21 protein-coding genes are annotated in these 25,103 nt (G+C 51.3%); 6 read left to right on the top strand and 15 right to left on the bottom strand.

Annotated elements, in window-relative coordinates:
- The 4 genes from ACIDE9_RS02315 to ACIDE9_RS02300 all read left to right on the top strand — a co-directional run.
- Window positions 1-459, top strand: a 459-nt coding sequence (locus ACIDE9_RS02315) for a hypothetical protein (protein WP_411992381.1), incomplete at its 5' end; no start/stop codon positions are given.
- A 166-nt stretch (window positions 460-625) separates the two neighbouring features.
- Window positions 626-1,663: a CobW family GTP-binding protein gene (locus tag ACIDE9_RS02310; protein ID WP_411992379.1), complete on the top strand. Its 1,038-nt coding sequence runs from the start codon at window positions 626-628 to the stop codon at window positions 1,661-1,663.
- Window positions 1,664-1,789: 126 nt separating this feature from the next.
- Window positions 1,790-2,314 carry a TIGR00645 family protein gene (locus tag ACIDE9_RS02305; RefSeq protein ID WP_411992377.1) on the top strand — a complete coding sequence of 175 codons (525 nt, stop codon included), beginning with the start codon at window positions 1,790-1,792 and terminating at the stop codon, window positions 2,312-2,314.
- Window positions 2,315-2,540: 226 nt separating this feature from the next.
- Window positions 2,541-5,051 (top strand): PAS domain S-box protein, encoded by a 2,511-nt coding sequence (locus ACIDE9_RS02300; RefSeq protein ID WP_411992375.1) that lies wholly within the window; start codon window positions 2,541-2,543, stop codon window positions 5,049-5,051.
- 66 nt (window positions 5,052-5,117) lie between these two features.
- Here the strand turns inward: ACIDE9_RS02300 and ACIDE9_RS02295 are convergent, their stop codons facing one another.
- From ACIDE9_RS02295 to hemN, 9 genes are all read right to left on the bottom strand, one after another.
- A complete protein-coding gene (locus ACIDE9_RS02295; RefSeq protein ID WP_411992373.1) occupies window positions 5,118-6,998 on the bottom strand; it encodes a potassium transporter Kup in 1,881 nt (626 codons plus the stop codon).
- 77 nt (window positions 6,999-7,075) lie between these two features.
- A complete protein-coding gene (locus ACIDE9_RS02290) occupies window positions 7,076-7,750 on the bottom strand; it encodes a winged helix-turn-helix domain-containing protein (RefSeq protein ID WP_411992371.1) in 675 nt (224 codons plus the stop codon).
- A complete protein-coding gene (locus ACIDE9_RS02285) occupies window positions 7,747-9,264 on the bottom strand; it encodes a DUF4118 domain-containing protein (RefSeq protein WP_411992370.1) in 1,518 nt (505 codons plus the stop codon). The genes ACIDE9_RS02290 and ACIDE9_RS02285 overlap by 4 nt, the downstream gene beginning before the upstream one ends.
- Window positions 9,265-9,276: 12 nt before the next feature.
- Window positions 9,277-10,191: a hypothetical protein gene (locus ACIDE9_RS02280; RefSeq protein ID WP_411992368.1), complete on the bottom strand. Its 915-nt coding sequence runs from the start codon at window positions 10,189-10,191 to the stop codon at window positions 9,277-9,279.
- Window positions 10,192-10,226: 35 nt separating this feature from the next.
- Entirely contained in the window at window positions 10,227-14,237 is a 4,011-nt protein-coding gene (gene hrpA, locus ACIDE9_RS02275; protein ID WP_411992407.1) for an ATP-dependent RNA helicase HrpA, read from the bottom strand.
- Between the two features lie 564 nt (window positions 14,238-14,801).
- Entirely contained in the window at window positions 14,802-15,221 is a 420-nt protein-coding gene (locus ACIDE9_RS02270; protein ID WP_411992366.1) for a hypothetical protein, read from the bottom strand.
- A gap of 14 nt (window positions 15,222-15,235) precedes the next feature.
- Window positions 15,236-16,039, bottom strand: coding sequence for a DNA ligase (locus ACIDE9_RS02265; RefSeq protein WP_411992364.1), 804 nt, complete (start codon window positions 16,037-16,039; stop codon window positions 15,236-15,238).
- A 103-nt stretch (window positions 16,040-16,142) separates the two neighbouring features.
- Complete coding sequence (locus tag ACIDE9_RS02260) at window positions 16,143-16,859, bottom strand: sulfite exporter TauE/SafE family protein (protein ID WP_411992362.1); 717 nt, start codon at window positions 16,857-16,859, stop codon at window positions 16,143-16,145.
- Between the two features lie 9 nt (window positions 16,860-16,868).
- A complete protein-coding gene (gene hemN / locus ACIDE9_RS02255; protein ID WP_411992360.1) occupies window positions 16,869-18,254 on the bottom strand; it encodes an oxygen-independent coproporphyrinogen III oxidase in 1,386 nt (461 codons plus the stop codon).
- A gap of 171 nt (window positions 18,255-18,425) precedes the next feature.
- Here hemN and fnr point away from each other — a divergent pair, with 171 nt between their 5' ends.
- Both fnr and ACIDE9_RS02245 read left to right on the top strand, forming a co-directional pair.
- Complete coding sequence (gene fnr / locus ACIDE9_RS02250) at window positions 18,426-19,247, top strand: fumarate/nitrate reduction transcriptional regulator Fnr (protein ID WP_228519727.1); 822 nt, start codon at window positions 18,426-18,428, stop codon at window positions 19,245-19,247.
- Window positions 19,248-19,311: 64 nt separating this feature from the next.
- Window positions 19,312-20,133 carry a hypothetical protein gene (locus ACIDE9_RS02245; RefSeq protein WP_411992357.1) on the top strand — a complete coding sequence of 274 codons (822 nt, stop codon included), beginning with the start codon at window positions 19,312-19,314 and terminating at the stop codon, window positions 20,131-20,133.
- A gap of 16 nt (window positions 20,134-20,149) precedes the next feature.
- On the opposite strand, the gene ACIDE9_RS02240 is transcribed toward ACIDE9_RS02245, so the two are convergent.
- Genes ACIDE9_RS02240 through ccoN form a run of 6 tightly spaced genes read right to left on the bottom strand, consistent with a single transcriptional unit; the run spans window position 20,150 to window position 25,089 of the window.
- Window positions 20,150-20,413 carry a FixH family protein gene (locus ACIDE9_RS02240; protein WP_411992356.1) on the bottom strand — a complete coding sequence of 88 codons (264 nt, stop codon included), beginning with the start codon at window positions 20,411-20,413 and terminating at the stop codon, window positions 20,150-20,152.
- 58 nt (window positions 20,414-20,471) lie between these two features.
- Entirely contained in the window at window positions 20,472-21,917 is a 1,446-nt protein-coding gene (gene ccoG, locus ACIDE9_RS02235) for a cytochrome c oxidase accessory protein CcoG (RefSeq protein ID WP_411992354.1), read from the bottom strand.
- Between the two features lie 18 nt (window positions 21,918-21,935).
- On the bottom strand, window positions 21,936-22,832 hold the full coding sequence (gene ccoP / locus ACIDE9_RS02230) for a cytochrome-c oxidase, cbb3-type subunit III (RefSeq protein WP_411992352.1): 897 nt from the start codon (window positions 22,830-22,832) through the stop codon (window positions 21,936-21,938).
- 31 nt (window positions 22,833-22,863) lie between these two features.
- Entirely contained in the window at window positions 22,864-23,004 is a 141-nt protein-coding gene (locus tag ACIDE9_RS02225; RefSeq protein WP_194740978.1) for a cbb3-type cytochrome oxidase subunit 3, read from the bottom strand.
- Window positions 23,005-23,015: 11 nt separating this feature from the next.
- A complete protein-coding gene (gene ccoO / locus ACIDE9_RS02220) occupies window positions 23,016-23,642 on the bottom strand; it encodes a cytochrome-c oxidase, cbb3-type subunit II (protein ID WP_411992350.1) in 627 nt (208 codons plus the stop codon).
- Between the two features lie 10 nt (window positions 23,643-23,652).
- Window positions 23,653-25,089: a cytochrome-c oxidase, cbb3-type subunit I gene (gene ccoN, locus ACIDE9_RS02215; protein WP_194753291.1), complete on the bottom strand. Its 1,437-nt coding sequence runs from the start codon at window positions 25,087-25,089 to the stop codon at window positions 23,653-23,655.
- Window positions 25,090-25,103 lie beyond the last annotated feature (14 nt).

Below are 25,103 nucleotides of genomic sequence, written 5' to 3'. Positions count from 1 at the left end.
TTTACCACTCATACTGCACCTTTCTTTTATTGCCATTATTACGGCTTAAAGGTGTCTAGTAAATTAGTGGCGATTCAAGATGCAGAAGAGCTAGTGAGTCAAGCAATCAGTAAAATCAAACATGCTATTAAGCTTAGTCCTGAAAAATCTAATCTTTATGACAAATTGGGAACGGCTCTGCTTGATAAAGCAAGACTTCAAAACACTGGCATTACAGAGGAAATACTAAATGAAGCATTAGTTACTCTCGAAAAAGGCGAAAGCATTACCGCCGGTGTATGTTCTTATAATATTGCCTGCATTAAATCCATACTAAAGGATTTCAATGGTTGTAAATACTGGTTAGAGTTGTGCAAAGAAACTGACAATCTGCCTTCAAAGGTACATATTCAAAATGATTCTGATTTAGAAAATGTAGCTAAAGAGGAGTGGTTTCAAGAATGGCTCAATAGAATCTAATTATGCTGAACGGTAATCAAAATTAAAAAACCTCTGATAATTGTGACTCTTATCACTACTTATCTCTTGTGATTGTTAATGAAGTCGCCATATAGATTGCAACATTAAGCAATCCCAACAATCATCCGCGTTAAAATACCGCCACACTCGTTTTATTAGAATTTATATGGATAAACGTATCCCCGTCACGCTGCTCACTGGTTTTTTGGGCAGCGGTAAAACCACCCTGCTCAACAAGCTTCTGCATAACCCGGCGATGAAAGACACCGCCGTGATCATCAATGAGCTCGGCGAAGCAGGCTTGGACCAGATTTTTGCCAATAGCCAGATTTCGCAAACCATCGAGAGCGAGCATATTGCCGACAACACGGTGTTGCTGAGCTCTGGCTGTTTGTGCTGCTCGCTCAAAAACGAGTTGGCCGACACCATGCGCGATTTGTTTTTTAAACGCAGTTTGCAAGCGGTGCCGGAATTTAACCGCCTGGTGATTGAAACCACAGGCATGGCTGACCCTGGCCCGATTTTAGCCAACCTGATGAATGAGCCTGTAATTGAATCGGTTTACCGCTTAGACGCAGTCGTGGTGACGATTGATGCGGCTTATGGTTTGCAGCAGATTGAAACGCAGAAAGAGGCGCTTAAGCAAGCTGCCGTAGCCGATGTATTGCTGATTACCAAGTCTGACACGGCGACGCCTGAGCAGATCAGCGCGTTGCAGGCCAAGCTAAACGAGCTTAACCCGAATGCGACGCAGCAGTTTGTGTTGCATGGCGAAATCGACCCAATGCAGATTATTGATGTCGGGTTGTTTGACTTCGCCAGCAAGCAGGCGAATCCGCAACGCTGGTTACGCGCACCCGCCAGCGGTTTTAGCGCGGGCAAGAAAGGCACTTTGCCCAAAGCACCTGCGCATGATGATGTGAACACATTTACCGTCTACTTGCCCAAGCCAATGACGTGGTCTGACTTTAAAGGCGTGATTCTCAAGCTGTGCCAGACGCACGGTGAAAAATTGCTGCGTTTAAAAGGCATTTTGCACGTGGAAGATGCGCCTGCGCCATTGGCGATACACGCGGTGCATTTCACGCCCTACCCGCCTACGCTGCTTGAGGGGTGGGACGAAGAAGAACCGATTAGCCGGATTGTGATTATTGGCAAAGGGATTGATGAGGAAGCTGTGCGCGAGATGCTCACTCAATTCTAGTAAGCATGAATCATCGTTGCGCTTGAAATGAACGCTGCAATCATGGCGGCGTCATAGTAGGTCAGCATACTGATGCTGGAAAATAGTGATATGTGCAGTAGCACAGTGTTTTAATTTGGAGTTTGTATGGGACGTTATTTAGAAAAGATTTTAGAGGGCTGGATTTTCCAAAGCCGCTGGTTAATGGCGCCGATGTATCTCGGCCTGGTGGGTGGCTTGTTTATTTTGCTGGTGAAGTTTGGCCAGGAGTTTTTTCATATTGTCTCGCATTTAGCTTCCTTCTCAGAGCAGGAAACCGTGCTTTCATTGCTGGCGCTGGTAGATATTACCCTGGTTGGTAATTTGCTGATTATGGTGATTTTCAGTGGCTATGAAAACTTTGTGTCGCGCATCGACACGGCAGATAGCGAAGACCGCCCGGAGTGGATGGGTAAAGTCGATTACTCTGGCCTGAAGCTCAAGCTGATTGGTTCTATCGTCGCCATTTCTGCCATTGACCTGCTTAAAGCCTTTGTGCACCAGAGCTCAGGCACGGCTTCGTTCAGCACCGAGCAAATGGCGTGGCTGGTGGGTATCCACCTGACCTTTATTATCACCGGGGTGTTGTTTGCCTGGATGGACAAAATTGCCGGGCATGGCAGCGACCACTAGGTCATCTCATTTATAAAAAACCCGCCATTGGCGGGTTTTTTATTGCCGATGCACTGGCTGTAAACAACCAATTTCGCAATAAAAAGCCAAGTATGGCCGCTTTATTAAGAAATGACCGCAAAACACTGTGTTCTTTCGTCAATTATATTGGCGACAATGTTGGTTTAATGCAGAAAGATAATTGTCGCGATACCTATTTAATTGTTGCAGTACCCGGAGAAAAACCATGCGCCTGGCACTACTGAATACATTCAAGAAAACTTCTTCACCCGCACAATCTCAGCCTCACACCGACCTGCTAGGGCAAATACAGGCCATTAGCAAAGTCATGGGGGTGATTGAGTTTGACCTCACGGGCAAAATTATTTCAGTCAATGATAACTTCGCAGCCGTCACCGGTTACAGCAAGCAGGAAATCGTTGGCCAGCATCACAGCATGTTTGTCGATGCGGCACATAAGCAAAGCGCAGCATACAAAGACTTTTGGGCCAAACTGGGCCGGGGCGAACCTGATGAAGGCCAATACAAGCGCGTAGGTAAAGGAGGCAAAGAGGTCTGGTTGCAAGCCAGTTATAACCCGATTCTTGATGCCAGCGGTAAAGCATTCAAAATTGTGAAATATGCGACCGATATCACGGCTGACAAACGCAGAAACGCAGACTCTGCCGGGCAAATCAGCGCCATTAGCAAAGTGATGGGCGTGATTGAATTTGACCTCACGGGCAAGATCACAGACGTCAATGACAACTTTGCGGCGGTCACTGGTTACAGCAAGCAGGAAATCATCGGCCAGCATCACCAGATGTTTGTCGAAGCCGCTTATAAGAACAGTCTGGCCTATCAACAGTTTTGGGATAAACTGGGCCAGGGCATCGCCGATGAAGGACAATATAAACGTGTAGGCAAAGGTGGCCGGGAAATCTGGTTACAAGCCAGCTACAACCCGATTTTTGATGATGAGGGCAAACCGTTCAAAATCGTCAAATATGCCACCGACATTACTTCTGAAAAGCGCAGAAATGCGGATTTTGCAGGGCAGATCAGCGCCATCAGTAAAGTGATGGGCGTGATTGAATTTGACCTCACGGGCAAGATCACCGACGTTAATGATAACTTTGCGGCGGTCACTGGTTATAGCAAGCAGGAAATCATCGGACAACACCACTCAATGTTTGTTGAAACTGCTTATAAAAACAGCCCTGACTACAAGAAATTTTGGGATAAATTGGGCCGTGGCGAACCTGACGAAGGTCAGTACAAGCGCGTAGGCAAGGCGAACAAGGAAATCTGGTTGCAAGCCAGCTATAACCCTATTTTTGATGACGAAGGCAAACCGTTCAAAGTAGTGAAATATGCTACCGACATCACCGCCGAAAAACTCAGGAACGCTGACTTTGCAGGCCAGATCAGCGCCATTAGCAAAGTGATGGGCGTGATTGAATTTGACCTCACCGGCAAAGTCACTGCCGTCAATGATAACTTTGCGGCTGTCACCGGCTATAGCCCTAAGGACATCGTTGGCCAACATCACAGCATGTTTGTCGAAACGGCCTATAAAAATAGCGCTGAATACAAACAGTTTTGGGATAAATTAGGCCGTGGCGACGCAGATGAAGGTCAATACCAGCGCGTCGGCAAAGGCGGCAAGGAAATCTGGCTGCAAGCTAGCTACAACCCGATTTTTAATGACGAAGGCAAGCCGTTTAAAGTGGTGAAATATGCCACAGACATCAGCGCCAAAGTGGCTGAAGCACTGGCCATGAAGCAGGCGGTGCACGAGACGGCAGATGTGGTTGCCGCCACCAAGGCACATGACCTGACTCAGCGCATAGCCACAGATAACAAGCAAGGCGAAATCAAGCAGTTGTGTGAAGGTGTTAACGAAATTGTCGATACCATGAACGGCATTTTGTCGGCGATACAAGTCGCGGGCGAAACGATTAATTCGGCCGCGTCAGAAATCTCACTGGGCAATAATCACTTGTCTGAGCGCACCGAAGAACAAGCCAGCTCACTGGAGGAAACTGCGTCCAGCATGGAGCAAATTGCCACCAATGTGAAAAACAATGCCGAAAATGCCAAACTGGCGCATGGCATGACCGACCAGGCCAACGACATTGCCACCAAAGGCGGTGAAGTGTTTGGCAAAGTAGTGGCGACCATGAGTGAAATTACCGAAAGCTCGGCACGTATTGAAGAGATTATTTCGGTGATTGACGGTATTGCCTTCCAGACTAACATCCTGGCGTTGAATGCTGCGGTAGAAGCAGCGCGTGCTGGTGAACAAGGCCGTGGCTTTGCCGTGGTGGCCAGCGAAGTGCGCAACCTGGCACAACGCTCTGCCAGCGCTGCCAAGGAAATCAAGGTGTTGATTAACGACTCTGCCGAAAAAGTGGCCAACGGCTCACAGTTTGTGGAGCAGGCCAGTGGCACGATGGAAGAACTTGTCAGCGTGATCAGCAAGTTTTCACAGCTGATTGGTGAAATTACCGCCGCCTCTGTTGAACAAAGCAGCGGCATTGAGCAAATCAACCTGGCAGTGTCACAGATGGACGAAGTGACGCAACAGAATGCAGCGCTGGTTGAAGAAGCAGCCGCTGCGGCGATGTCGCTGCTGAACCAGGCAGAAACGCTGCAAAGCACTGTCAGCCAGTATCGTTTGCTTGATACGGCTGGCGGCTCATCATACGGCACGGCAAGCTATCAACCGGCCAGAACTGGTACACACGACTACTAGTCATCATGCCTGGTCCAAAAATAAAACCCGCACATAGGCGGGTTTTATTTTTCAGCGAAGACAGGGTTATAGTTGCACCCGGCTGCCCAGTTCAATGACGCTGTTGGCCGGAATATTAAAGTACTCTACCGCGCTGCTGGCATTGCGTGACATCACGGAAAACAACTGATCACGCCAGCGTGGCATGGCGCCACCGACATCTGGCACGATGATATCGCGGCTCAGGAAGTAGGAATTGGTAAACGGATCCAGTTTTTGTCCATCTAACTCCAGTTGCAATAAGGCTTGCGGAATATCGGCATGCTGCATAAAACCGTAGCGCAATTGCACTTGCCAAAAACCATCGGCCAGGCGTTTGGTAGTGACACGTTCAGCGGTATTCATAAATGGCACGTCTTCAAACGACACATTCACAAACAAGTTACGCTGATGCAGCACCTGGTTATGCTTGAGGTTATGCATCAAGGCCTGTGGCACTGTGTCGAGGTTAGATACCATATACACCGCCGTTCTCTGCACCTGTGGCAGTGTGCTGTTGGCGATCGTGGCGAGCAATGGCGCCAGTTTGGGATCTGTCTCAGCCATGCTATTCAGCAGTGTATAGCGGCCTTTTTTCCAGGTCGTCATCAGCACAATCAGCAGTATGCTCAACGCAATCGGAAACCAGCCACCCTGCAAAAACTTCATGGAGGCTGAGCTAAACAATACGGCATCCACCACGCCCAAGGCGCCGGTCACCAGCCAGGCCAACCAGGCCGGAAACTGCCAGCGATGACGCATGACGACAAACAGCAAAACAGTCGTGATGAACATGGTGCCGGTGACGGCAATCCCATAGGCAGATGCCAGGGCCGACGAGCTTTGGAACGCCAGACAGACGATGATCACTGCCAGCAACAACGCCCAATTCACAGCTGGGATATAAATCTGGCCGGACTCGCTGGCAGAGGTATGGATAATGCGCATGCGCGGCAAAAAGCCTAATTGAATTGCCTGGCGCGTCATGGAGAATGCGCCGGAAATCACCGCTTGCGACGCAATAATGGTCGCCAGTGTGGCCAGAATCACGGCAGGGATGAGCAAAGGTTGCGGGAACGATAAATAGAACGGATTGCTGACCGCCTCAGGATGTTGCAGCAACAACGCGCCCTGCCCCAGGTAATTTAACGCCAAACAGGGGAACACCAGCCCCAGCCAGGCCAGCTGTATCGCACGGCGACCAAAGTGGCCCATGTCGGCATACAGCGCCTCGGCACCGGTCACCGCCAGCAATATCGCGCCGATGGCAATAAATACGCCAGCACCACGCGCCTGTAAGAACTGCCAGGCATATTGCGGATTGAGTGCCTGCACCACTTGTGGCGCTTGTGCAATTTGCCACACGCCTATCGCCGCCAGCGCCAGAAACCAGACGATCACAATCGGGCCAAAAAATCGGCCAACGGCATGTGTGCCATGCCGCTGAAACCAGAACAGGCTGATCAGGATACCGATCGTAATCGGCAGAATCTGTTCGGCCAGCGCAGGAGAAGCCACTTGCAGACCTTCGACCGCAGATAGCACGGAAATGGCGGGCGTGAGCACGCTATCACCATAAAACAAGGCGGCACCGAGCACGCCCAGTAATAACAAACCACCAGTGCGCTTATCTTGCGGCCGCAAACTGGACACCGCCAGTGACAGCAAGGCCATCACACCGCCCTCGCCTTTGTTGTGCGCGCGTAACACCAGCAGCACATATTTAAACGTCACCACAAACATCAGCAGCCAGAAAATAGACGAGATCGCGCCCAAAATATTGGCCTCGTTGAGTGGCACGCCAGTGCTTTCGCTGAAAATGACTTGTACGGTATAGAGCGGGCTGGTGCCGATATCGCCGTACACGACGCCTATCGCCCCGAGTGCGAGTGCTGCCAAACTGCTTTTTCGTATGGAAAGATTGTCCATCACATCCCCTTATGGTTGATTGATGGAGGCAGTGTGAAGCTAACGATATATCAATCGCATAAACAAATATTTAAGGGCTAGGCGAGGCGGTAGCCTATACCCAGCTCGGTGAGTAAGATTTGCGGTGCAGAGGGTTGGTCTTCGAGCTTGGCGCGTAAACGGCCAATATGGATACGCAGGTAATGTGTGTCGTCGATATAATCCGGCCCCCACACTTGGGCCAGCAATTGGCTATGGGTAAAAATGGTGCCGGGCTTGCTGGCCAGTAACATCAGCAAGGCATGTTCAATCGGGCTCAAATGCAATTGCTCGCCATGCTTTGTCACCAGGCCGCTGGCACGGTTAATCACTAATGACTGATGCTGATAAACGTGATCACGCATCTGCATCATGGCCGTGCGGCGCAAGGCCACCTGTATCCTCGCCAACAGCTCCTGCAAGCCAAATGGTTTCATCAGGTAGTCATCTGCGCCCAGGTTCAGGCAATGCACTTTATCCAGCTCATCCTGGCGGGCAGATAACACCAGAATGGGGACATCAGAATAACTGCGCAGATACGGGATAAATTGCTCGCCCTGCCCGTCCGGCAACCCCAGGTCGAGAATAACCAGGGCAAATCCGCTGGCCTCACGCGCTTGCGCGAGGTCCCGCGCATGTTGCAAGCGATAGCCGTGCGCAGACAATGCAGGTAACAGAAACTGGTACACGCCTGGGTCGTCTTCTACCAATAACAAGGTTGCCTGCTGGCTCATGCGTCGGCCTTGATCAAGTCTGCGGCATATACAAAGGGGAACAGCAGGCGCACTTCAGTGCGCTGGTCGGCGCTGGTGCCTATCTGTACTTGACCGCCATGCAGTTGCATCACAGTATCCACAATGGATAAACCCAGCCCAAAACCACGCGTGCCTGCGGCGGCAGGCTTTGGTGACTCAAACGCGGAAATCACAAAGCCTGGGGGGAAACCCGGCCCCTGATTACGCACAGTCAATGCCAACGAAGATGATGCAATATGCATGGCGATTTCAATGGCGGTGCCCGGCTCGCGCCATTGCAAGGCGTTATCAATCAGGTTGGCCAGCGCATGCGCCACCAATACCGCATCTGCTTTAAACAGTATTTCTTGCTGTAAATCGGCCGCTGGCAATGTCACTTGCAACAACACCGCTGGCGTGCGTTGTAAATAGCGCTGTGCGACATGCTGCATGATTTCCTGTGGTGATTCCCAGTCCAGGTGCAAGCTGCTAGCACCCGCCTCTAACTTCACCAGGGTCAGGATATTCTCTGTAGCCTGCGTCAGATAGCTGGCTTCGGCTTGTATGCTATGCAGCAATTGTGCAGACTGCGCTGGCGCCAGCACAATCTGTGTATCTGCCAGCACATTGGCTGCGCCAAGGATAGCAGTCAGCGGCGTGCGCATATCATGCGACAAGGCGGTTAGCAGCGTCTTTTTGAAATTGGCTTCACTGGCATCGCGCGCAGCTTGCGCCAGCGCAATTTGCTGGCGCAATTTAATGGTCGCTTGCGCGCACTGGTGGGTCAGCAAGCGTAGAAAATGTAGGTCAGATGCTGCATGGCTCGCCACCACCAGCACTTCGCGTTGCGGAATACCAAACGGCAACAGGCAGGCACCCAGTTCAGGCCAGTCTGCGGTACCCGCACCAATTGCACGCTGGTAATCCAGCGCCCATTGCACACTTGAGGCTTCAAGGGTCGCCACCGGCGCACCCGCCAAATATGTTAGTGCATTGGCATCGGACAACTGCACCACGCTAACCTGCCAACCAAACACGTCTTGCACATGCTGGCAGGCAGCTTGCAACAAACCCTCAACACTGGACTGCATGGCCAGCAACTCGGCCAATGACTGGAAAAAACGTGACTGTAAGGCCGCCTGTTGTGCCTGTTGCCTTTGTTGCTTGAGTTGCTGCATGGCACGGCTCACCATCAGCGCCAGCACCGCAAACACCGATAACATCAGCCAGGATTGCAGGCTGGCGATCCCAAAGGTATAACGCGGCTCGATAAAAAAGTAATTGATGAGTAAAACAGCGACGACCGCTGTCAGCAAGGCGTGGGAAAAGCGCAGGAAATAAGCCGCCCACAGCACACACAACAGGTACAGCAGCGTAATAACGGCCACACCCAGTGCAGCAAAATAATACACGCCCATGCCTGAAACCAAGGCCAGGCTAGCCATCAAGACTAAATAGCTTTGCCAGGAGGGCCGTTTCGTCAACAGCGGATGATCGAAATCACCTGGCATCATCGTTGCGCCTGGCTAGCGCCCGTACACATCCAGGTTTTTATAATTGGGCCCGAAGAATTCCTTCATCAAGAAGTCTTCGAGGAACGCATTGTCTGCAGGGCGTGCAGACAGTGATACCGTACGTCCCAGGCGGTTGGATATCCAGTCAAAATCACCGTTGTAGTGTTCGCGGATAATCGCAATCATACGGCGCATCATCACCAGGCGAATATCCTCGCCATTGCGTGCTTCAACATCGTAATACTGCGTATTGGCCGAGGTATAGTCATTGACCCAGCCCTTAAAGCTGAAGGTGGCAGTAAACGGGTCCATGCGACGAATCTGGAACAAACCGTTAGTGCCAAACTTGAGGTTGTTCATGATGTTTTTGGTACGGCGCTCGTCTTCTGACGGGCCACGCTCAGCGGCAGCGGCGGCATCGTTGATCTGCTTGGCAGCCATTTCGTCCGAATTACGGTCCGACTGCCTGCGTTTGATCATACTCGAGAAATCCTCCACCGGCGGCGGTGGCACAGGCGGTGTTGGCTCAGGCCGGTTCTGTGGCTTGGGCTCAGGCAATTTGAACGGGCTATCTGGCCGTTGTGATTGAATGACTTTTTTCGGTAATTTTGGCTCAGCCTTGGGCTGTTGTTTAGGCCTTGGCTGCGGCTGAGGCGGTGGCTCCGGTGGCATTTCTGGCGGTGGCGACACTTTAGGTGTTTTAGGCGCAGGCACCCCAAGATCCAGCACAATATTCAACGGCTCTTGCGCAGGCTCTTCGAGTGGTTTGAGCAAGTCGAGCAAAAATCCCCAGAACAGAATCGCATGAAACAGCAACGACAGCAGTACTGCCCACATCAGGCGTGCCGGAATATGCAACACACGATCGCGTTGCTTGGGCTTTAGCCAGTTTGGCGTACTAAAGGGTTCAAAAGGAGAAGGCTGCATCAACTGAATGAATTAAAAATAGCGGACGTCACGCATCACGATTGTATTTCTAGCCAGAGTTTTTCAAGACGTTTGATTGAGACAGGATAAGGCGTCCTTAATTCCTGCGCAAATAATGATACACGTAACTCTTGCAACTGCCACGTAAAGTCTTGTAACTGGCTCGTTACAGGCAAATGCGCCTTGCGCAACTGCTCGACCTTTTGCTGCCAGCGCTGCTCTAGTTGTACCAGTGCCTGCGCATGGCGGCCATCGCGTTCGATACTGGTGGGATATTTATCAATGCGCATTTTAATCGCCTTAAGGTAGCGCGGCAGATGCGGTAATTGTTCCCACGGCGTCTGGCTGAAAAAGCCATGGTAAAGCAAACTTTGTAACTGCTGCTCGCACTCGCGTTTGATTTTCTGCGTCACCGGCGTCATTTTCTGCAACAACGCCGCTAATACCTGATATTCGTTGGCAATCAGTTGCGCCTGTCGCGTTAATGCCTCGGTCACGGCAGGCAAGCGCGTGCGGGCCCGTGCCTTGAGTTGCATAAAAGCAGCATTGGTGCGCGGCAAGTCATCCTCGGCAATAAACGCACGGTCGGCAATCGCTTGCAGCATATCTTCGCGTAACTGATCCGGGTTCATGATGGCGCGTAACAACAAGGCATACTGGTTAAAGCCCGGCAGGCCTTTTTCCAGTTGCTTGATTTGCTCTTTCAGCTCAAAACGCATGAGGCGACACACGCCTTTGCGGTGCGAAACCGCTGCCGCTTCTGGTGTATCAAACAGCTTGATGGCGATGCTATCGCTATTGTCTTCAAGACCAGGGTAGCCTGTCAGCTGGCGGCCATCTTTGCTAAAGGTGAGCGTTTGCGGCAAATCGCCAAAATCCCATTGTTTGAGGCCAGATTTTTCAATGCCGGGCGAACCTGTCCGGAATGTCAGTTGTGCCGCCGAGCCCAGTTGTTTTTTAAGCAGGTGCCAGTCCCGGCCCATGCCCAATTCACGGCCTTTTTCGTCGACGACGCTAAAATTCATTAAATGATGCGGATCCAGGCCAGCCAGGTCAAACTCTTCCGGCTTCAACTTGAGTCCGGTCTTGTGTTGAATAAACTCAGCCAGTGCGGGCAACAATGACTGCTGCGCATTTTTCGCTTCTAGAAAGCCGGTCACAAATTCCGGCACTGGCACACAGACGCGGCGCAGGGTCTTGGGCAAGGCTTTAATCAGCGCGGTCACCTTGTCGCGCACCATGCCAGGCACCAGCCACTCGGTCACCGTGGCATCCAGCTGGTTCAGCAAAGCTAACGGAATCGTCGCTGTCACACCATCCAGCACATGGCCTGGCTCAAAACGGTATTTGAGCGGCACCGTCTCGCCATCGATGGTCATTTGCTCGGGGAATTGCACCTCGGTAATCGCACTGGCACCATGGCGCATCAGTGACTCGCGCGTGAGATGCAGCACTTTTGGATTTACTTTTTCCGCATCCTGGCGCCATTTTTCAAACGCGGCACCGTTATAAATGCGGTAAGGCTGTTGATGACCAGGCTCCGCAATCTGTGGCACCACTTTGTCGTAAAACACAAACAACTGGTACTCATCCACCAACACATCCTGGCGGCGCGCCTTGTGCTCCAAGGCCTCAACTTCGGCGATCAAGCGGCGATTCGCTTCAAAAAATGGCGCGCGCGTATCGAATTCCATATTCGCCAACGCTTCGCGGATAAAAATCTCACGCGCTTCGGTCGGATTGATCGGCCCGTAATGCACACGGCGCTTCGGTACTATGGTCAGCCCATATAAACTCACGCGCTCCCACGCCACCACTTGTGCGGTTTTTCTATCCCAGCGCGGGTCGGTATAGTCGCTTTGCGTCAGGTCACGGCTACCGCCTTCATTGGCAATCGGCTCTATCCAATCCGGGTCAATTTTTGCAACGACGCGCGCATACAACTTGGTGGTATCCACCAGCTCGGCCGCCATCACCCATTTAGGACGATTCTTCTTCAGGGCTGAGCCCGGCGCTATGGTAAAACGGATACCGCGCGCGCCAGCATAGGTCTCACTGTCGCCATCCTTAAAGCCGATATTGCCCAGCAAACCGGATAGCAATGCGCGATGTACTTGCTCATAACTGGCTTCCTTATCACTGCGTTTAAAGTCCATTTCTTCGACCATATCCAGCAACTGCGCATGCAACTCGCGCCACTCTTTCAGGCGCAAAAAGGACAGGAAGTTTTGATGGCACTGGTTGAGCAAATCGCGGTTGGATTTTTTGGTTTTTAACGCCTGCTCATACCACTCCCACAGCTTGAGATAACTCATAAAGTCGGAATCATCGGCTTTGAACTTGGCATGGGCACTATCTGCCGCTTCGCGCTTGTCCATGGGGCGCTCGCGCGGATCCTGCATGCTCAGGACGCTGGCAATAATCAGGATTTCGCGCAAACAGCCTTCTTTTTTCGCCGCAATAATCATGCGCGCCACGCGCGGGTCCAGCGGCAAGCGCGCCATCTGGCGGCCCAGCTCGGTGATTTCTCGACGCTCGGTCACCGCGCCCAGCTCCTGCAGCAATTGATAACCGTCACTGATCAGCCGTGATGAAGGCGCCTCAATAAACGGGAACTCGGCCACATCGCCCAAGCGCAAATCGGCCATGCGCAAAATCACGCTGGCGAGCGAGCTACGCAAAATTTCCGGGTCGGTAAATGCTGGACGCTGGTTAAAATCTTCTTCTGAGTACAAGCGCACACAGATACCGTTAGACACGCGGCCGCAACGCCCTGCCCGCTGCTTGGCGGCCGCCTGTGAGATCTTCTCAATCTGCAACTGCTCCACCTTGGCGCGGGGGCTGTAGCGGTTCACGCGCGCCAAACCGGCATCAATCACATACTTAATGCCTGGCACCGTCAGCGACGTCTCTGCCACGTTGGTCGCTAGCACGATGCGGCGCTGACCACCTGGGCGGAAAATCTTTTGCTGGTCTTCAATACTCAGCCGCGCAAACAGCGGCAAAATCTCAATCGATTTCAACTTGGGCGAACGGCCCTGGTATTTACGCAAATGATCTGCGGTGTCACGGATTTCGCGCTCACCGGGCAGGAACACCAGAATATCGCCATCACCTAACCGCAACAAATCCTCAGCCGTATCGAGGATGGCATCCTCCATCACCTCTTCTTCGTCATCTTCTTCCAACCAGCGTGTTTCTGTTCGCGGTGGCTTACGCTTGATGCCCATCAGGTCCTGCGCAAAACGGTCTATATCGTCCAGCCCGTCGTCCACCGGCACCTCAACTGCCACCATCGTGGTTTTATTGCCCAGTGGGCGGTAACGGATTTCAACAGGATAAGTGCGGCCAGACACTTCAATCACCGGCGCACCATTGAAATGGTTAGAGAATCGATCCGCATCAATCGTCGCCGAGGTGACGATGATTTTCAAATCCGGCCGTTTTGGTAACAGCTGCTTGAGATAACCCAACAGGAAATCAATATTCAGGCTGCGCTCATGCGCCTCATCAATAATGATGGTGTCATAGCCATTGAGGAATTTATCGCTTTGCGTCTCCGCCAACAGAATGCCGTCCGTCATCAGTTTGACATAGCTACTCTCGGACAACTTGTCATTAAAGCGCACCTTGTAACCCACAGCTTCACCCACCGGGCTATTCAACTCCTGCGCAATACGTGACGCCACCGACCGCGCGGCAATTCGCCTCGGCTGCGTGTGGCCAATCAAGCCACTGACACCACGGCCCAACTCCAGGCAAATCTTGGGTAACTGCGTCGTTTTACCAGAGCCTGTTTCACCACAGACAATCACCACCTGATGCTTGGCAATCGCCGCTGCAATCTCGTCTTTTTTGCCGCTAACGGGCAACTCTTCAGGATATTGTGGCTTGGGTAATGCAGCTAATCTGGCTTGCAAACGCTGCTGGGATGCTTGGACTTTATGGGCAATATCAACCAGCGCTTTATCAACCGGCTTGTTTTGTTTCAAGGCATCGCGCAACTGCTGCAAACGGCGTTTAAACGGAAAGCGATCTGCCAGCATGCACTGGGCAAGTTGTTTTTCGAGTTGGCTGATGAGTTGTGTGGGAGAGACGGCAGTCATAGGGAGGAGATTTTAACATGGCAGGCGAAATGACATGCATTCTCGCAGCTTACATATAGCTTAAGTTTGTCTTGCTTGATACGTTGTTTTTCGCCTTGTTGGCGAGTCACTTTCTGGTGCTTGTCCCCCAGAAAGTAACCAAAGAGGAAGACACCCAGCCATCACGGCCTGACGGCTCCCTTGCGTTGCCCGGCAAGCCGAGTAGCGCAGGAAATAAGCGGAAGTTGGGGTGTCTTGTTCTTTGCCTTCTTTCTTATGGACAAGCATAAGAAAGAATGGTCGCCGTAAAGGCGAAATAGATCGATCATAGAATAGTCTTCGCTTTGTGCAAGCAAAGAAAAGTAACTCGCTGAAAAAGCGAAAGGCAACCTTACAAACAACCACAACCGCGTGGGCATCAATGCCCACCCTACGCCAGAATGACGTCAATAGGTTATCAATATCGAAGTAGAAAAATGAAAGAGTAACGAATACGCAATCAAGTATGGCAAAGAAATCTAAGAATTACTTTCTAACACACTCCTCCACCCCTGTATTCCCACCCTTAAACCCAGGTTCAAAATAAAACTTCCTGAAGCTCAACTGCCCTTTGGCATTTTTCTTAAACTCGGCAATGCCCGTGCCATAATCATGCGTCTTGCCACCATATTCGCCATTCTCTGTTGGCAAGGCAAAATGCATAGCGGCATGCATGCCATGCGCCGCAGCGTGGCCTTTATAAACGCCATAATCAGGCACTTCGAGCTGGAAGTCATAACTGGCATCGGCGCCTTTGCTATGTTCCGGACGTAATTTCATGGTCACTGTACCCGTGTACTTTCCTTCATGCGCATCATCGCCCGTGCAGGCGTAAACACCGCTTAAATCAAGCGCGTAAGCGTTTGCTGCCATCCAGCAACTTAATAATCCTGCGAACCACTTCATATGATTTCCTTTAACTATTCAGAGGGGCGTATGCGCAAAAAACTGGCAAATTTGGGTTTACCTGTTTTGGTCACATCACGGTAAGTATAAGTAACCTGGCAGCCGATGGGCGGCGGATGCGCACGCTCGGCGTCGCTGAATCCGGTGCCCAGTTTAAATTGGATACCTGCCGGGGTTTCTACCAGTAACGCGCCCATTTTACCTTGGTATTTGCCTTTACCGGGCACATAGGCGATCACTTTGGCTTCGGCATCAAGTTGTGGCTTGAGCTTGAGCAAGACATGGCTACGGCCTGTGAGATATGGCGCGTCAGCGCGGTGCAGCATCAGGCCTTCGCCACGCTGGGCCACAATGTGATCCAGCGTTCTTTTAAGCACTTGCCGGTCTTTAATCCGGAACTGCGGCATGCTTTTAAGATAAGGACTGTGTGCTTGCCGGGCAATTTGCACAATTGTCTGCGCTCTGTGGGCGAAATCACCGCTGGCGTCTGGCAACTCAAACACATAATAGGCAACTTGCCGCCAGGCAGCATCACTTGGTTGCGTTTGTCTGACCGTGGATGAAAGCGTCTCGAATTGACCACGGCCTATCCATAATTCGCCATCCAGTGGCCGTGGCGGAAAGTCTTGGGTAAACCAGGCTGGCACATGAATAGGATGACCCTGGCGGCTGGTGAATTGCTGGCCATCCCAGATGGCACGGATGCCATCCAGTTTTTCACTGACCAGGTATTCCTGCACCTGGATATCGTCATGGTAAATCTGCGCCAGCAAAATGGCAGGCGGTTGTGCATAGCTGTGCGCAACCCATAAGGACAAGAAAATAAACAGTAGATATCGCGTTGGCCCAAGCATAACGCCCCCAATTGTTAATTTAAATTAACAATTGAAAGTTACAGGGCGCAGGCAATAAAAGCAATGTTTAGAGCAATTGGCACCACAATTTATCATGATGCATGACGTCCATCCATAAAGCGACTACGCTGAGGGCGATGAGCAATACGCCACTCAGGCGCATCCCTGTCGACTCTTTAAACCAGCCGGGCATGGATTGCTGGCTGGCGCGCCATACGATAGGTGCCAGCGCCAGTACGGTAGCTGAACCACAGGCAAAGGCCATCATGACCAATGCCCCTTGTAACCATTGCGATTGCAACGAGGCCAGCATCACCGCTGAATAGAGCAAACCACACGGCAACAAGGCCCAGATCATGCCCGTGAGCAAATAGCCGAATTTGGCATGTTCGGTGCGCTGCTTAATCCACGCCCAGACCTGCTGTGCCCGCTGCACAGCCCATTGTGGCTGTTGACCGGTGACCAGCAATAACACGCCCCAGGCAAAAATCAGCGTATGAGAGAACGTCCACAAGGGCTGGAACACATGACTCTGGTTAGATAGCCAGGCCAGGCCACGCAGGGTTTCTGCCGCAATCGCGCCCAACATGCCGTAACCCAGCATGCGCCCCAGGTAGAAACTCCAGGGAATGGTCTTGATGACGCGTAGCGGAATCGAACGAAACTGGCTGGTGGTTTGAGGAGAAGACTGCATGGCGCCGCAAGCTGCACCACACATGGCAATGCAATGCGGGCCGCCTGCCAGCCCCATGACAAAGGCGGTCAGGAGTAAGCTGGCTAACATGCCGAGAGTTTAAAGGATTTTGGAGAACCTTGCACGATTGGCATCGTGCTGCAAATAGCGGTCAAACACCATGGCGATGGCACGCACAAAGTACCAGCCCATTTCAGTCACTTTCAAGCCATCGTCCTCCAGCACCACCAGGCCTTGCTTCTGTTTATCTGCCAGCTGTTGAATCTCCGACTTAAAGTAATCCCTGAAATTCACCATATAGGAAAGCTCGATCGACTCATAGCTGAGCTCGCCATGGCACATGATCGCCATAATTACCGCACGCCGGATCAGGTCATCGCGGCTGAGTGCCAATCCACGCACAATCGGCAACTGGCCCTGGTCGAGAAAGTCGTAATACTCTTCCAGCGTTTTGGCATTCTGGCTATAAGTCGCGCCCATTTTACCAATGGCAGACACACCCAGCGCCAGGATGTCCTGGTCAGCCATGGTGCTGTAACCCTGGAAATTACGGTGCAGCCTGCCCTGCTGTTTGGCGATGGCGAGCGAATCATCAGGTAAGGCGAAGTGGTCCATACCAATATACACATAACCTGCCTGCATTAATTGCTGAATTGCCTCCGACAGCATTTGAATCTTATCGACCGCATTGGGTAACTCATCTTGCAAAATACGTCGTTGCGGTTTGAATCTTGATGGCAAATGCGCATAGCCATATAAAGCAATGCGGTCCGGGCGCAAGGTCGTTATTTTGTTAATCGTCTCGCGAAACGTCGCTGGGGTTTGTTTGGGCAAGCCATAGATCAAATCAGCATTAATCGACTGATACCCCATCTCGCGCGCCTGTTGCATCAGCGTTTCCACTTGCGCATAAGACTGCACTCTATGCACGGCCTGCTGTACCTCAGCGTCAAAGTCTTGCACACCAAAACTCAGGCGGTTAAAGCCCAGGGTACGCAGATGCTGCAAGCGCTGCTGGTTCACCGTGCGTGGATCGATTTCGATGGAGTATTCACCCTCTTGGTTAAACACAAAGGCTTTTTTCAGCATGTCGACCAGGCTGGTTAACTCGTCATCATTGAGAAAGGTCGGCGTACCGCCGCCCAGGTGCAATTGGTTCACCGCCTGCGCTTGAGAAAACTTGTTCAGGTGCAGATTGAGTTCGCGTTGCAGGTAGTTGAGGTAAATGGCGCCCTGCTCATAACGCTTGGTAACGATTTTATTGCAGGCACAATAAAAACACAGGGAGGCACAAAACGGGATATGCACATAAACAGACAGCGGTTGCGTCCAGTTGCTGATATTGCGTTGCTCTGCCGCCTTGACATAGGCCGCTGCATCAAACGCCTCGACAAAGCGGTCTGCCGTGGGGTAAGAGGTATAACGCGGCCCCGAAACATCATAGCGTTCGATGTGCTCTTGAGTAATCATCAACGGTTGTTTCATGGTATCTAGCAAATTCTTTCCTGTCGGCACGAGTGAGACATCGCGTCCCCAAAGTCATTGACAGCCACTTTGCCATAAAGCAAACCATGACTTCTTGATGCATATCAAATAGTCCGATGCGTGACGCGTGCATAATGCAACTCACTATAATAGGGAAGAGTAAAAAGCATCATGTTAAATGCCATTGCAGCAGATGAAATCGCCACACATGAAATCAATGCGCATGAAGCGTATAATCAGTCGCAAGATCAACGACTGCCAAGGACCTCCCCCATGCAAGCCGAATCCAGCTTCAAGGTCGCCTGCTCTAACTGCAACCTGCGCGAGCTGTGCCTGCCCATAGGTTTAAGCACGGACGAGATGAGCAAATTGGATGGCATGGTCGCCACCCGCAAAAAAGTGAAGCAAGGTGGTCACCTGTTCAGCAGTGGCGACCCGTTTACCACTTTGTATGCAATCCGTACCGGCTTCTTTAAGACCTGTGTAGTATCTGAAGATGGCCGCGAACAAGTCACCGGCTTCCAGATGGCGGGGGAAATCATGGGGCTGGATGGTATTGTCAGTGACAAGCACAATTGCAACGCCATTGCGCTGGAAGATGCCGAAGTCTGCGTGATGCCGTTTAACCACGTTGAAGACCTGTCACGTGAAATCCCTATGCTGCAACGCCATGTGCACAAAATCATGAGCCGCGAGATTGTGCGCGAGAATGGCGTCATGATGTTGCTGGCCAATATGCGTGCCGAAGAGCGGCTGGCGGCTTTCCTGCTCAATTTGCTGCAACGTTTGCACGCCCGTGGCTACTCGAAAAGCGAATTGATTTTACGCATGACACGTGAAGAAATCGGCAGCTACCTGGGCATGAAACTGGAAACCGTGAGCCGTACCTTCTCCAAGTTTAGCGACGATGGCATTATTGAAGTTAAACAGAAAAACATCCGCATCCTGGACCACGAAAAACTGAAGGCGATCTTTAACGCCAGCACGTGTTAAGCAGCGGCCTCGCCGTCATCATTACTGACGCCCGATGGAGCCCTCTGCCCTTTTTGACGCGTTGATGTCTTATGCATCCACGCGCCACTGGCAGTATATTTACCCGGTGTGGTCACGCCGGGCACAAGGCCTTTCTATCGGCATCAACCTGCACCCCAATCATTGTTGTAACTGGCATTGCGTGTATTGCCAGGTGCCAGGCCTGCAGCGTGGCCCCTCACCAACGATAGACACTCACCGTCTGCAGCAGGGGCTCACTGACTGCCTGAATTGGTTAACCCTGCATATCCACTACACCACGTTGACGCTGCGCGATTGCGTGCAGGATATTGCATTTGCTGGTGATGGCGAGCCAACAACGTCACCGCAGTTCGCAGAAATCCTCGACATGGTTGCCCACCTGATGCAGCAACGCAAACCACATGACCGCCCAGCCAATTTACGGCTCATTACCAATGGCAGCCAGTTGCAGCATGCGCATATACAACATGCACTCAAACGCTTACACGAGATGGGCGGAGAGGTATGGTTCAAACTGGATGCAGGCAACGATGGCGAGATGCTGGCAGTCAACGATACGCATTTGCCGCTGGCATTGCATTTGCAGCGCCTGCAAACTTGCTGCACACTTTGTACAACCTGGGTACAGACTGCGATTTTCAGTAGATCACTGCACGGGGAAACCGTGACCACGCCAACATTGCCAGGCTACATGGAGGCTTTATTGCCATTAAAACAGCGTATCAGCGGCATCTTGTTGTACGGCATTGCCAGACCCAGCCAGCAAGACCTATGCGGCTGCATCCAGGCTACTTCAGAGAAGATATTAGAGAAATATGCCAGCACATTGCGCACGCAGGGATTCCGCGTGCGCATGTTTGTCTAGACGGATAACGTTAGCGCTATTCTTCGGCTGGTTTAAGGCCGGTTTGCGCATGATTGCGGGCCTGAATGGCAGGCGCCATGGCTTCATCCTGCACATCATAGCCTTGCGCATCCAGCGTTTTATTGATTTCTATGCCCTTGCGGTAATAGTCGTCAATGGCCGGATCCGGATGCGTAATGGCCAGGTACAAGGTGATAAAAGACGCCACCACGACCAGGGACGGACCGCCAATAATCAGCCAGACATACGCATTCTGGTACCATTTTTGTGTTTCAACCATCAGTGTTCCTTTATCTATGTTGCTTTGTGCCAGCCGACTCGACGTCACGCCTTAGCCGCTAATTGCTGGGGACAATAAAGACAGATTTTTCCTTAACCGTTTCCTTTGCTTCAATGTCGGTTAACTCAAAGAAAATCTTGTGCGATCCAGCACGGGTCTCACCGTCAGGCACCTGCACCTCAACAATGACATTACGCTTCTCAAAAGGTTTAAGTGCTTTGAGCTGCTGACTGTTATTGTCTGAGAAATGGATCGCAAGCGCGGGTAAACCAGTGACCTTCAGCTCATAATCCCGCACAGATTCAGTCTCATTTTCCAGCTTGAGATTGTAGACATTCTCAATCTTGCCATCGTTGGTGTAACGCGCCATCACTGAGCGGTCACGCAACACATCCAGCCTGAAATCAGGTTTATAGTAGATACCGACGCCCATGCCAACCACCATGATCAACAAAATCGTCGAATAAATCAGCACGCGCGGCCGGAGTAAACGCGCAAACATCTGCTGGCGGTTCCAACGATTGTCCATGCCGTTTTGCGTCGTATACTTAATCAGGCCTTTGGCGTAGCCCATTTTATCCATCACGTCATCACAGGCATCAATACAGGCGCCACAACCGATGCATTCATATTGCAAGCCGTTACGGATATCGATACCGGTCGGGCATACCTGCACGCAAATACTGCAATCAATGCAACTACCCAACCCATTGGCATTCTCACCTGCTTTTTTGGAGCGTGAACCACGTGGCTCACCACGTGCTTCATCGTAAGTCACCGTCATGGTGTCGCCATCAAACATCGCGCTCTGGAAGCGTGCGTATGGGCACATGTATTTACACACCTGCTCACGCATGTAACCGGCGTTGCCATAGGTGGCAAACCCATAAAAACAGACCCAAAATGTTTCCCAGCCACCGGCCTGGAATTGCAGCAAGCTAGGCACCAGTTCACGCATGGGCGTAAAGTAGCCGACAAAGGTCACACCGGTCCATAAACCAAACCCAATCCAGGCAAACTGCTTTAAGGACTTGCGTGTGATTTTGTTGAAGCTCCACTTGCTATCATCAAGACGCATGCGAGCAATACGGTCACCTTCTATCTTCTGCTCCATCCACATATAGATTTCGGTATAGACCGTTTGCGGACAGGTATACCCGCACCACAAGCGCCCGGCAATCGCCGTAAATAAGAACAGGGAAAGCGCGGAGACAATCAACAGGAACGCCAGGTAAATCAAATCCTGCGGATGGAAGATCAGGCCAAACACATAAAAGCGCATGCCTTCCAGGTCAAACAACATGGCCTGTCGGCCATCCCATTGCAACCACGGCACACCGTAGAAGAACAGCTGCGTCGCCCACACCATGACCCAACGCCAGTTATTAAAGAAACCGGAGACATGACGGGCATAAATCTTATCTTCGGACTTATAAAGTGACAAAACCACCTCCTGTTCACGGATGGTGGTTTTGGTCACAGCGCTTTGTTTAATATCGCTCATGTATTTATCTGCATTCGCTTACTTGTTGGAGAGACCCCAAACATAAGCGGTCAGCAAATGAATTTGCTCTGGACTGAATTTCTCTTGCCAGGCAGGCATCTGGTTGGTTTTACCTTCGTGAATACGCTTGATAATCGCGGCTTCACCCTGGCCATGCAACCAGGTGTTGTCTGACAGGTTAGGTGCACCAATCATCTGGTTACCTTTACCTTCAGGACCATGGCAAGCAGCACATACCACGAATTTGTCTTTACCGGCATTGGCACGACCAGAGTCATGAATACTGCCTGACAAGCTCAATACGTAGTTAGCCACGTTTTTCACGTCTTCTTCGCTACCAACAGCTGCGGCCATCGGCGGCATCATGCCGATACGGCCACCAGTAATGGTTTCTTTAATACGCTCTGGGCTACCGCCATACAACCAGTCAGTATCCGTCAGGTTAGGGAAACCACGGCTACCTTTGGCATCTGAACCATGGCAAGCGGCACAGTTGTTGAGGAAAATACGCTTACCAATATCACGGGCTTCCGGGATCTTGGCTACGTCTTCTACTGGCATCGCGGCGTATTTAGCATACAGCGGTGCAATTTTTTCGTTGTTTTTGGCCACTTCGACTTCGTACTGCTTCACGCCGGTCCAGCCAAACTTACCATTGTAAGTACCCAAACCTGGGAACAGGTACAAGTAAGTCAGGCCAAAAATAACGGTGATGATAAACAAACCTACCCACCACATTGGCAGCGGATTGTTCATTTCTTTAATGCCGTCCCACTCGTGACCATTGGTATTGTCGCTATCCAGCGGCACTTTGACGCGGCTTGCGAAAATCAGCAAACCGACACAAAAAGCGATCCCACCCAAGGTGATGGTCGAAATCCAGATCGGCCAAAATCCGTTTACAAAATCATTCATGATGTTTTCCTTAAGCTTTCCGCACAGATAATTAGTCTTGATCGAACGGCAGGTTTTGCGCGTCCTTGAACTGTGCAGAGTGACGATTGCGCCATGCCCAGACCAGGATTGCTATAAACAGCACAAAACTCAGTACTGTAAACACGATGCGTAATACATTGATCATATCCATGGCGCGTCTCCTTATTTCAGGTGTGTACCCAATACTTGCAGGTATGAAACCAGTGCATCCATCTCGGTTTTGCCTTTGATTTCTGCGCCAGCAGCCTTGATCTGCTCGTCGGTGTAAGGCACGCCCACTTTACGCAGCGCAATCATATGGTCACCAATCGTTTCATCGTTCACCAGGTTTTCATTCAACCATGGGTATGCTGGCATGATGGATTCCGGCACAACGTCACGTGGCTGGTTCAAGTGCACACGATGCCAGTCGTCACTGTATTTACCGCCTACACGGTGCAAGTCAGGACCGGTACGCTTACTGCCCCACTGGAACGGGTGGTCATACACATATTCACCCGCTACAGAGTAGTGACCATAACGCAGTGTTTCAGCATGGAACGGACGGATCATCTGTGAGTGACAGTTGTAGCAACCTTCACGCAGGTAAATGTCACGACCAGCCAATTGCAATGCAGTGTATGGCTGCAACCCACGGATAGGTTCAGTCAGGGATTTTTGGAAAAACAAAGGCACGATTTCAACCAGGCCACCAAAGGAGATCGTGATGAAAGTCAGCACGATCAACAGGAAGTTATTGGTTTCAATCTTTTCGTGCAGATTGCCACTATTGTTTTGATGAGTTGCCATAGTGAGCTCCTTAAGCGTGTGCAACAACAGCTGGTACTTCTACCGTTGCTGGTTTGCCATTAGTGGCTGTTTTATATGTGTTCCACAACATGATCACCAAACCGCTCATATACAGGAAACCACCCAATGCACGTGTGAAGTAGTAAGGGAACTTGGCTTTCACACTCTCAACGAAGGTATATGCCAATGTGCCGTCAGCGTTCATCGCACGCCACATCAAGCCTTCCATCACGCCAGAGATCCACAACGCAGCGATATACAACACCACGCCAATGGTTGCCATCCAGAAGTGCACTTCAATCGCTTTCACGCTGTACATGGTTTTTTGACCGAACAAACGTGGAATCAGGAAGTACAGGGAACCGATAGAAATGAAACCAACCCAGCCCAGAGCACCAGAGTGCACGTGGCCCACGGTCCAGTCAGTGTAGTGAGACAAAGCGTTCACAGTCTTGATCGCCATCATCGGGCCTTCAAAGGTACTCATACCGTAGAAAGACAAGGAAACGATCAGGAAGCGCAAGATAGGGTCAGTGCGCAGTTTGTGCCATGCGCCGGACAAGGTCATGATACCGTTGATCATACCGCCCCAGCTTGGTGCAAACAGGATTAAAGACAACACCATACCCAGGGACTGAGTCCAGTCAGGCAAAGCGGTGTAATGCAGGTGGTGCGGACCCGCCCACATGTAAGTGAAAATCAGTGCCCAGAAGTGCACGATAGACAAGCTGTAAGAGTAAACTGGACGCTCAGCTTGTTTAGGCACAAAGTAGTACATCATGCCCAGGAAGCCCGCTGTCAAGAAGAAACCTACCGCGTTGTGACCATACCACCACTGCACCATCGCATCTTGCACACCTGCGTAAGCAGAGTAAGACTTGAACCAGCCAGCCGGAATAGCAGCACTCTCAACGATGTGCAACAAAGCCACCGCCAGAATGAACGCACCGTAGAACCAGTTAGCCACATAGATATGCTTAACCTTACGGATACCGATGGTACCGAAGAACACGATGGCATAAGAAATCCATACGATCGCAATCAGGATATCAATTGGCCATTCCAGTTCGCCGTACTCTTTACCCTGGGTATAACCCAATGGCAAGGAGATGGCTGCGGCGACAATCACTGCTTGCCAGCCCCAGAAAGTGAAACTTGCCAGTTTGTCGCTAAACAAACGGGTTTGGCAGGTACGTTGCACGACATAGTATGAGGTAGCAAATAAAGCACAGCCACCAAATGCGAAAATCACTGCGTTGGTATGCAGTGGTCGTAAACGGCCAAAAGAGGTAAACGGCAGGCCCAGGTTAAGCTCCGGCCACACTAGCTGAGACGCGATAATCACGCCCATCAGTGTGCCCACAACTCCCCAAACCACTGCCATGATTGCGAACTGGCGGACCACTGTATCGTTATAGGTCGCAGCCTTCACGGTTGCATTTTGCATGGATTTCTCCCAAT

Source organism: Methylophilus sp. 'Pure River' (assembly GCF_046765995.1).
GTDB lineage: Bacteria > Pseudomonadota > Gammaproteobacteria > Burkholderiales > Methylophilaceae > Methylophilus.
This window is presented reverse-complemented; position numbering and strand designations above follow the sequence as displayed.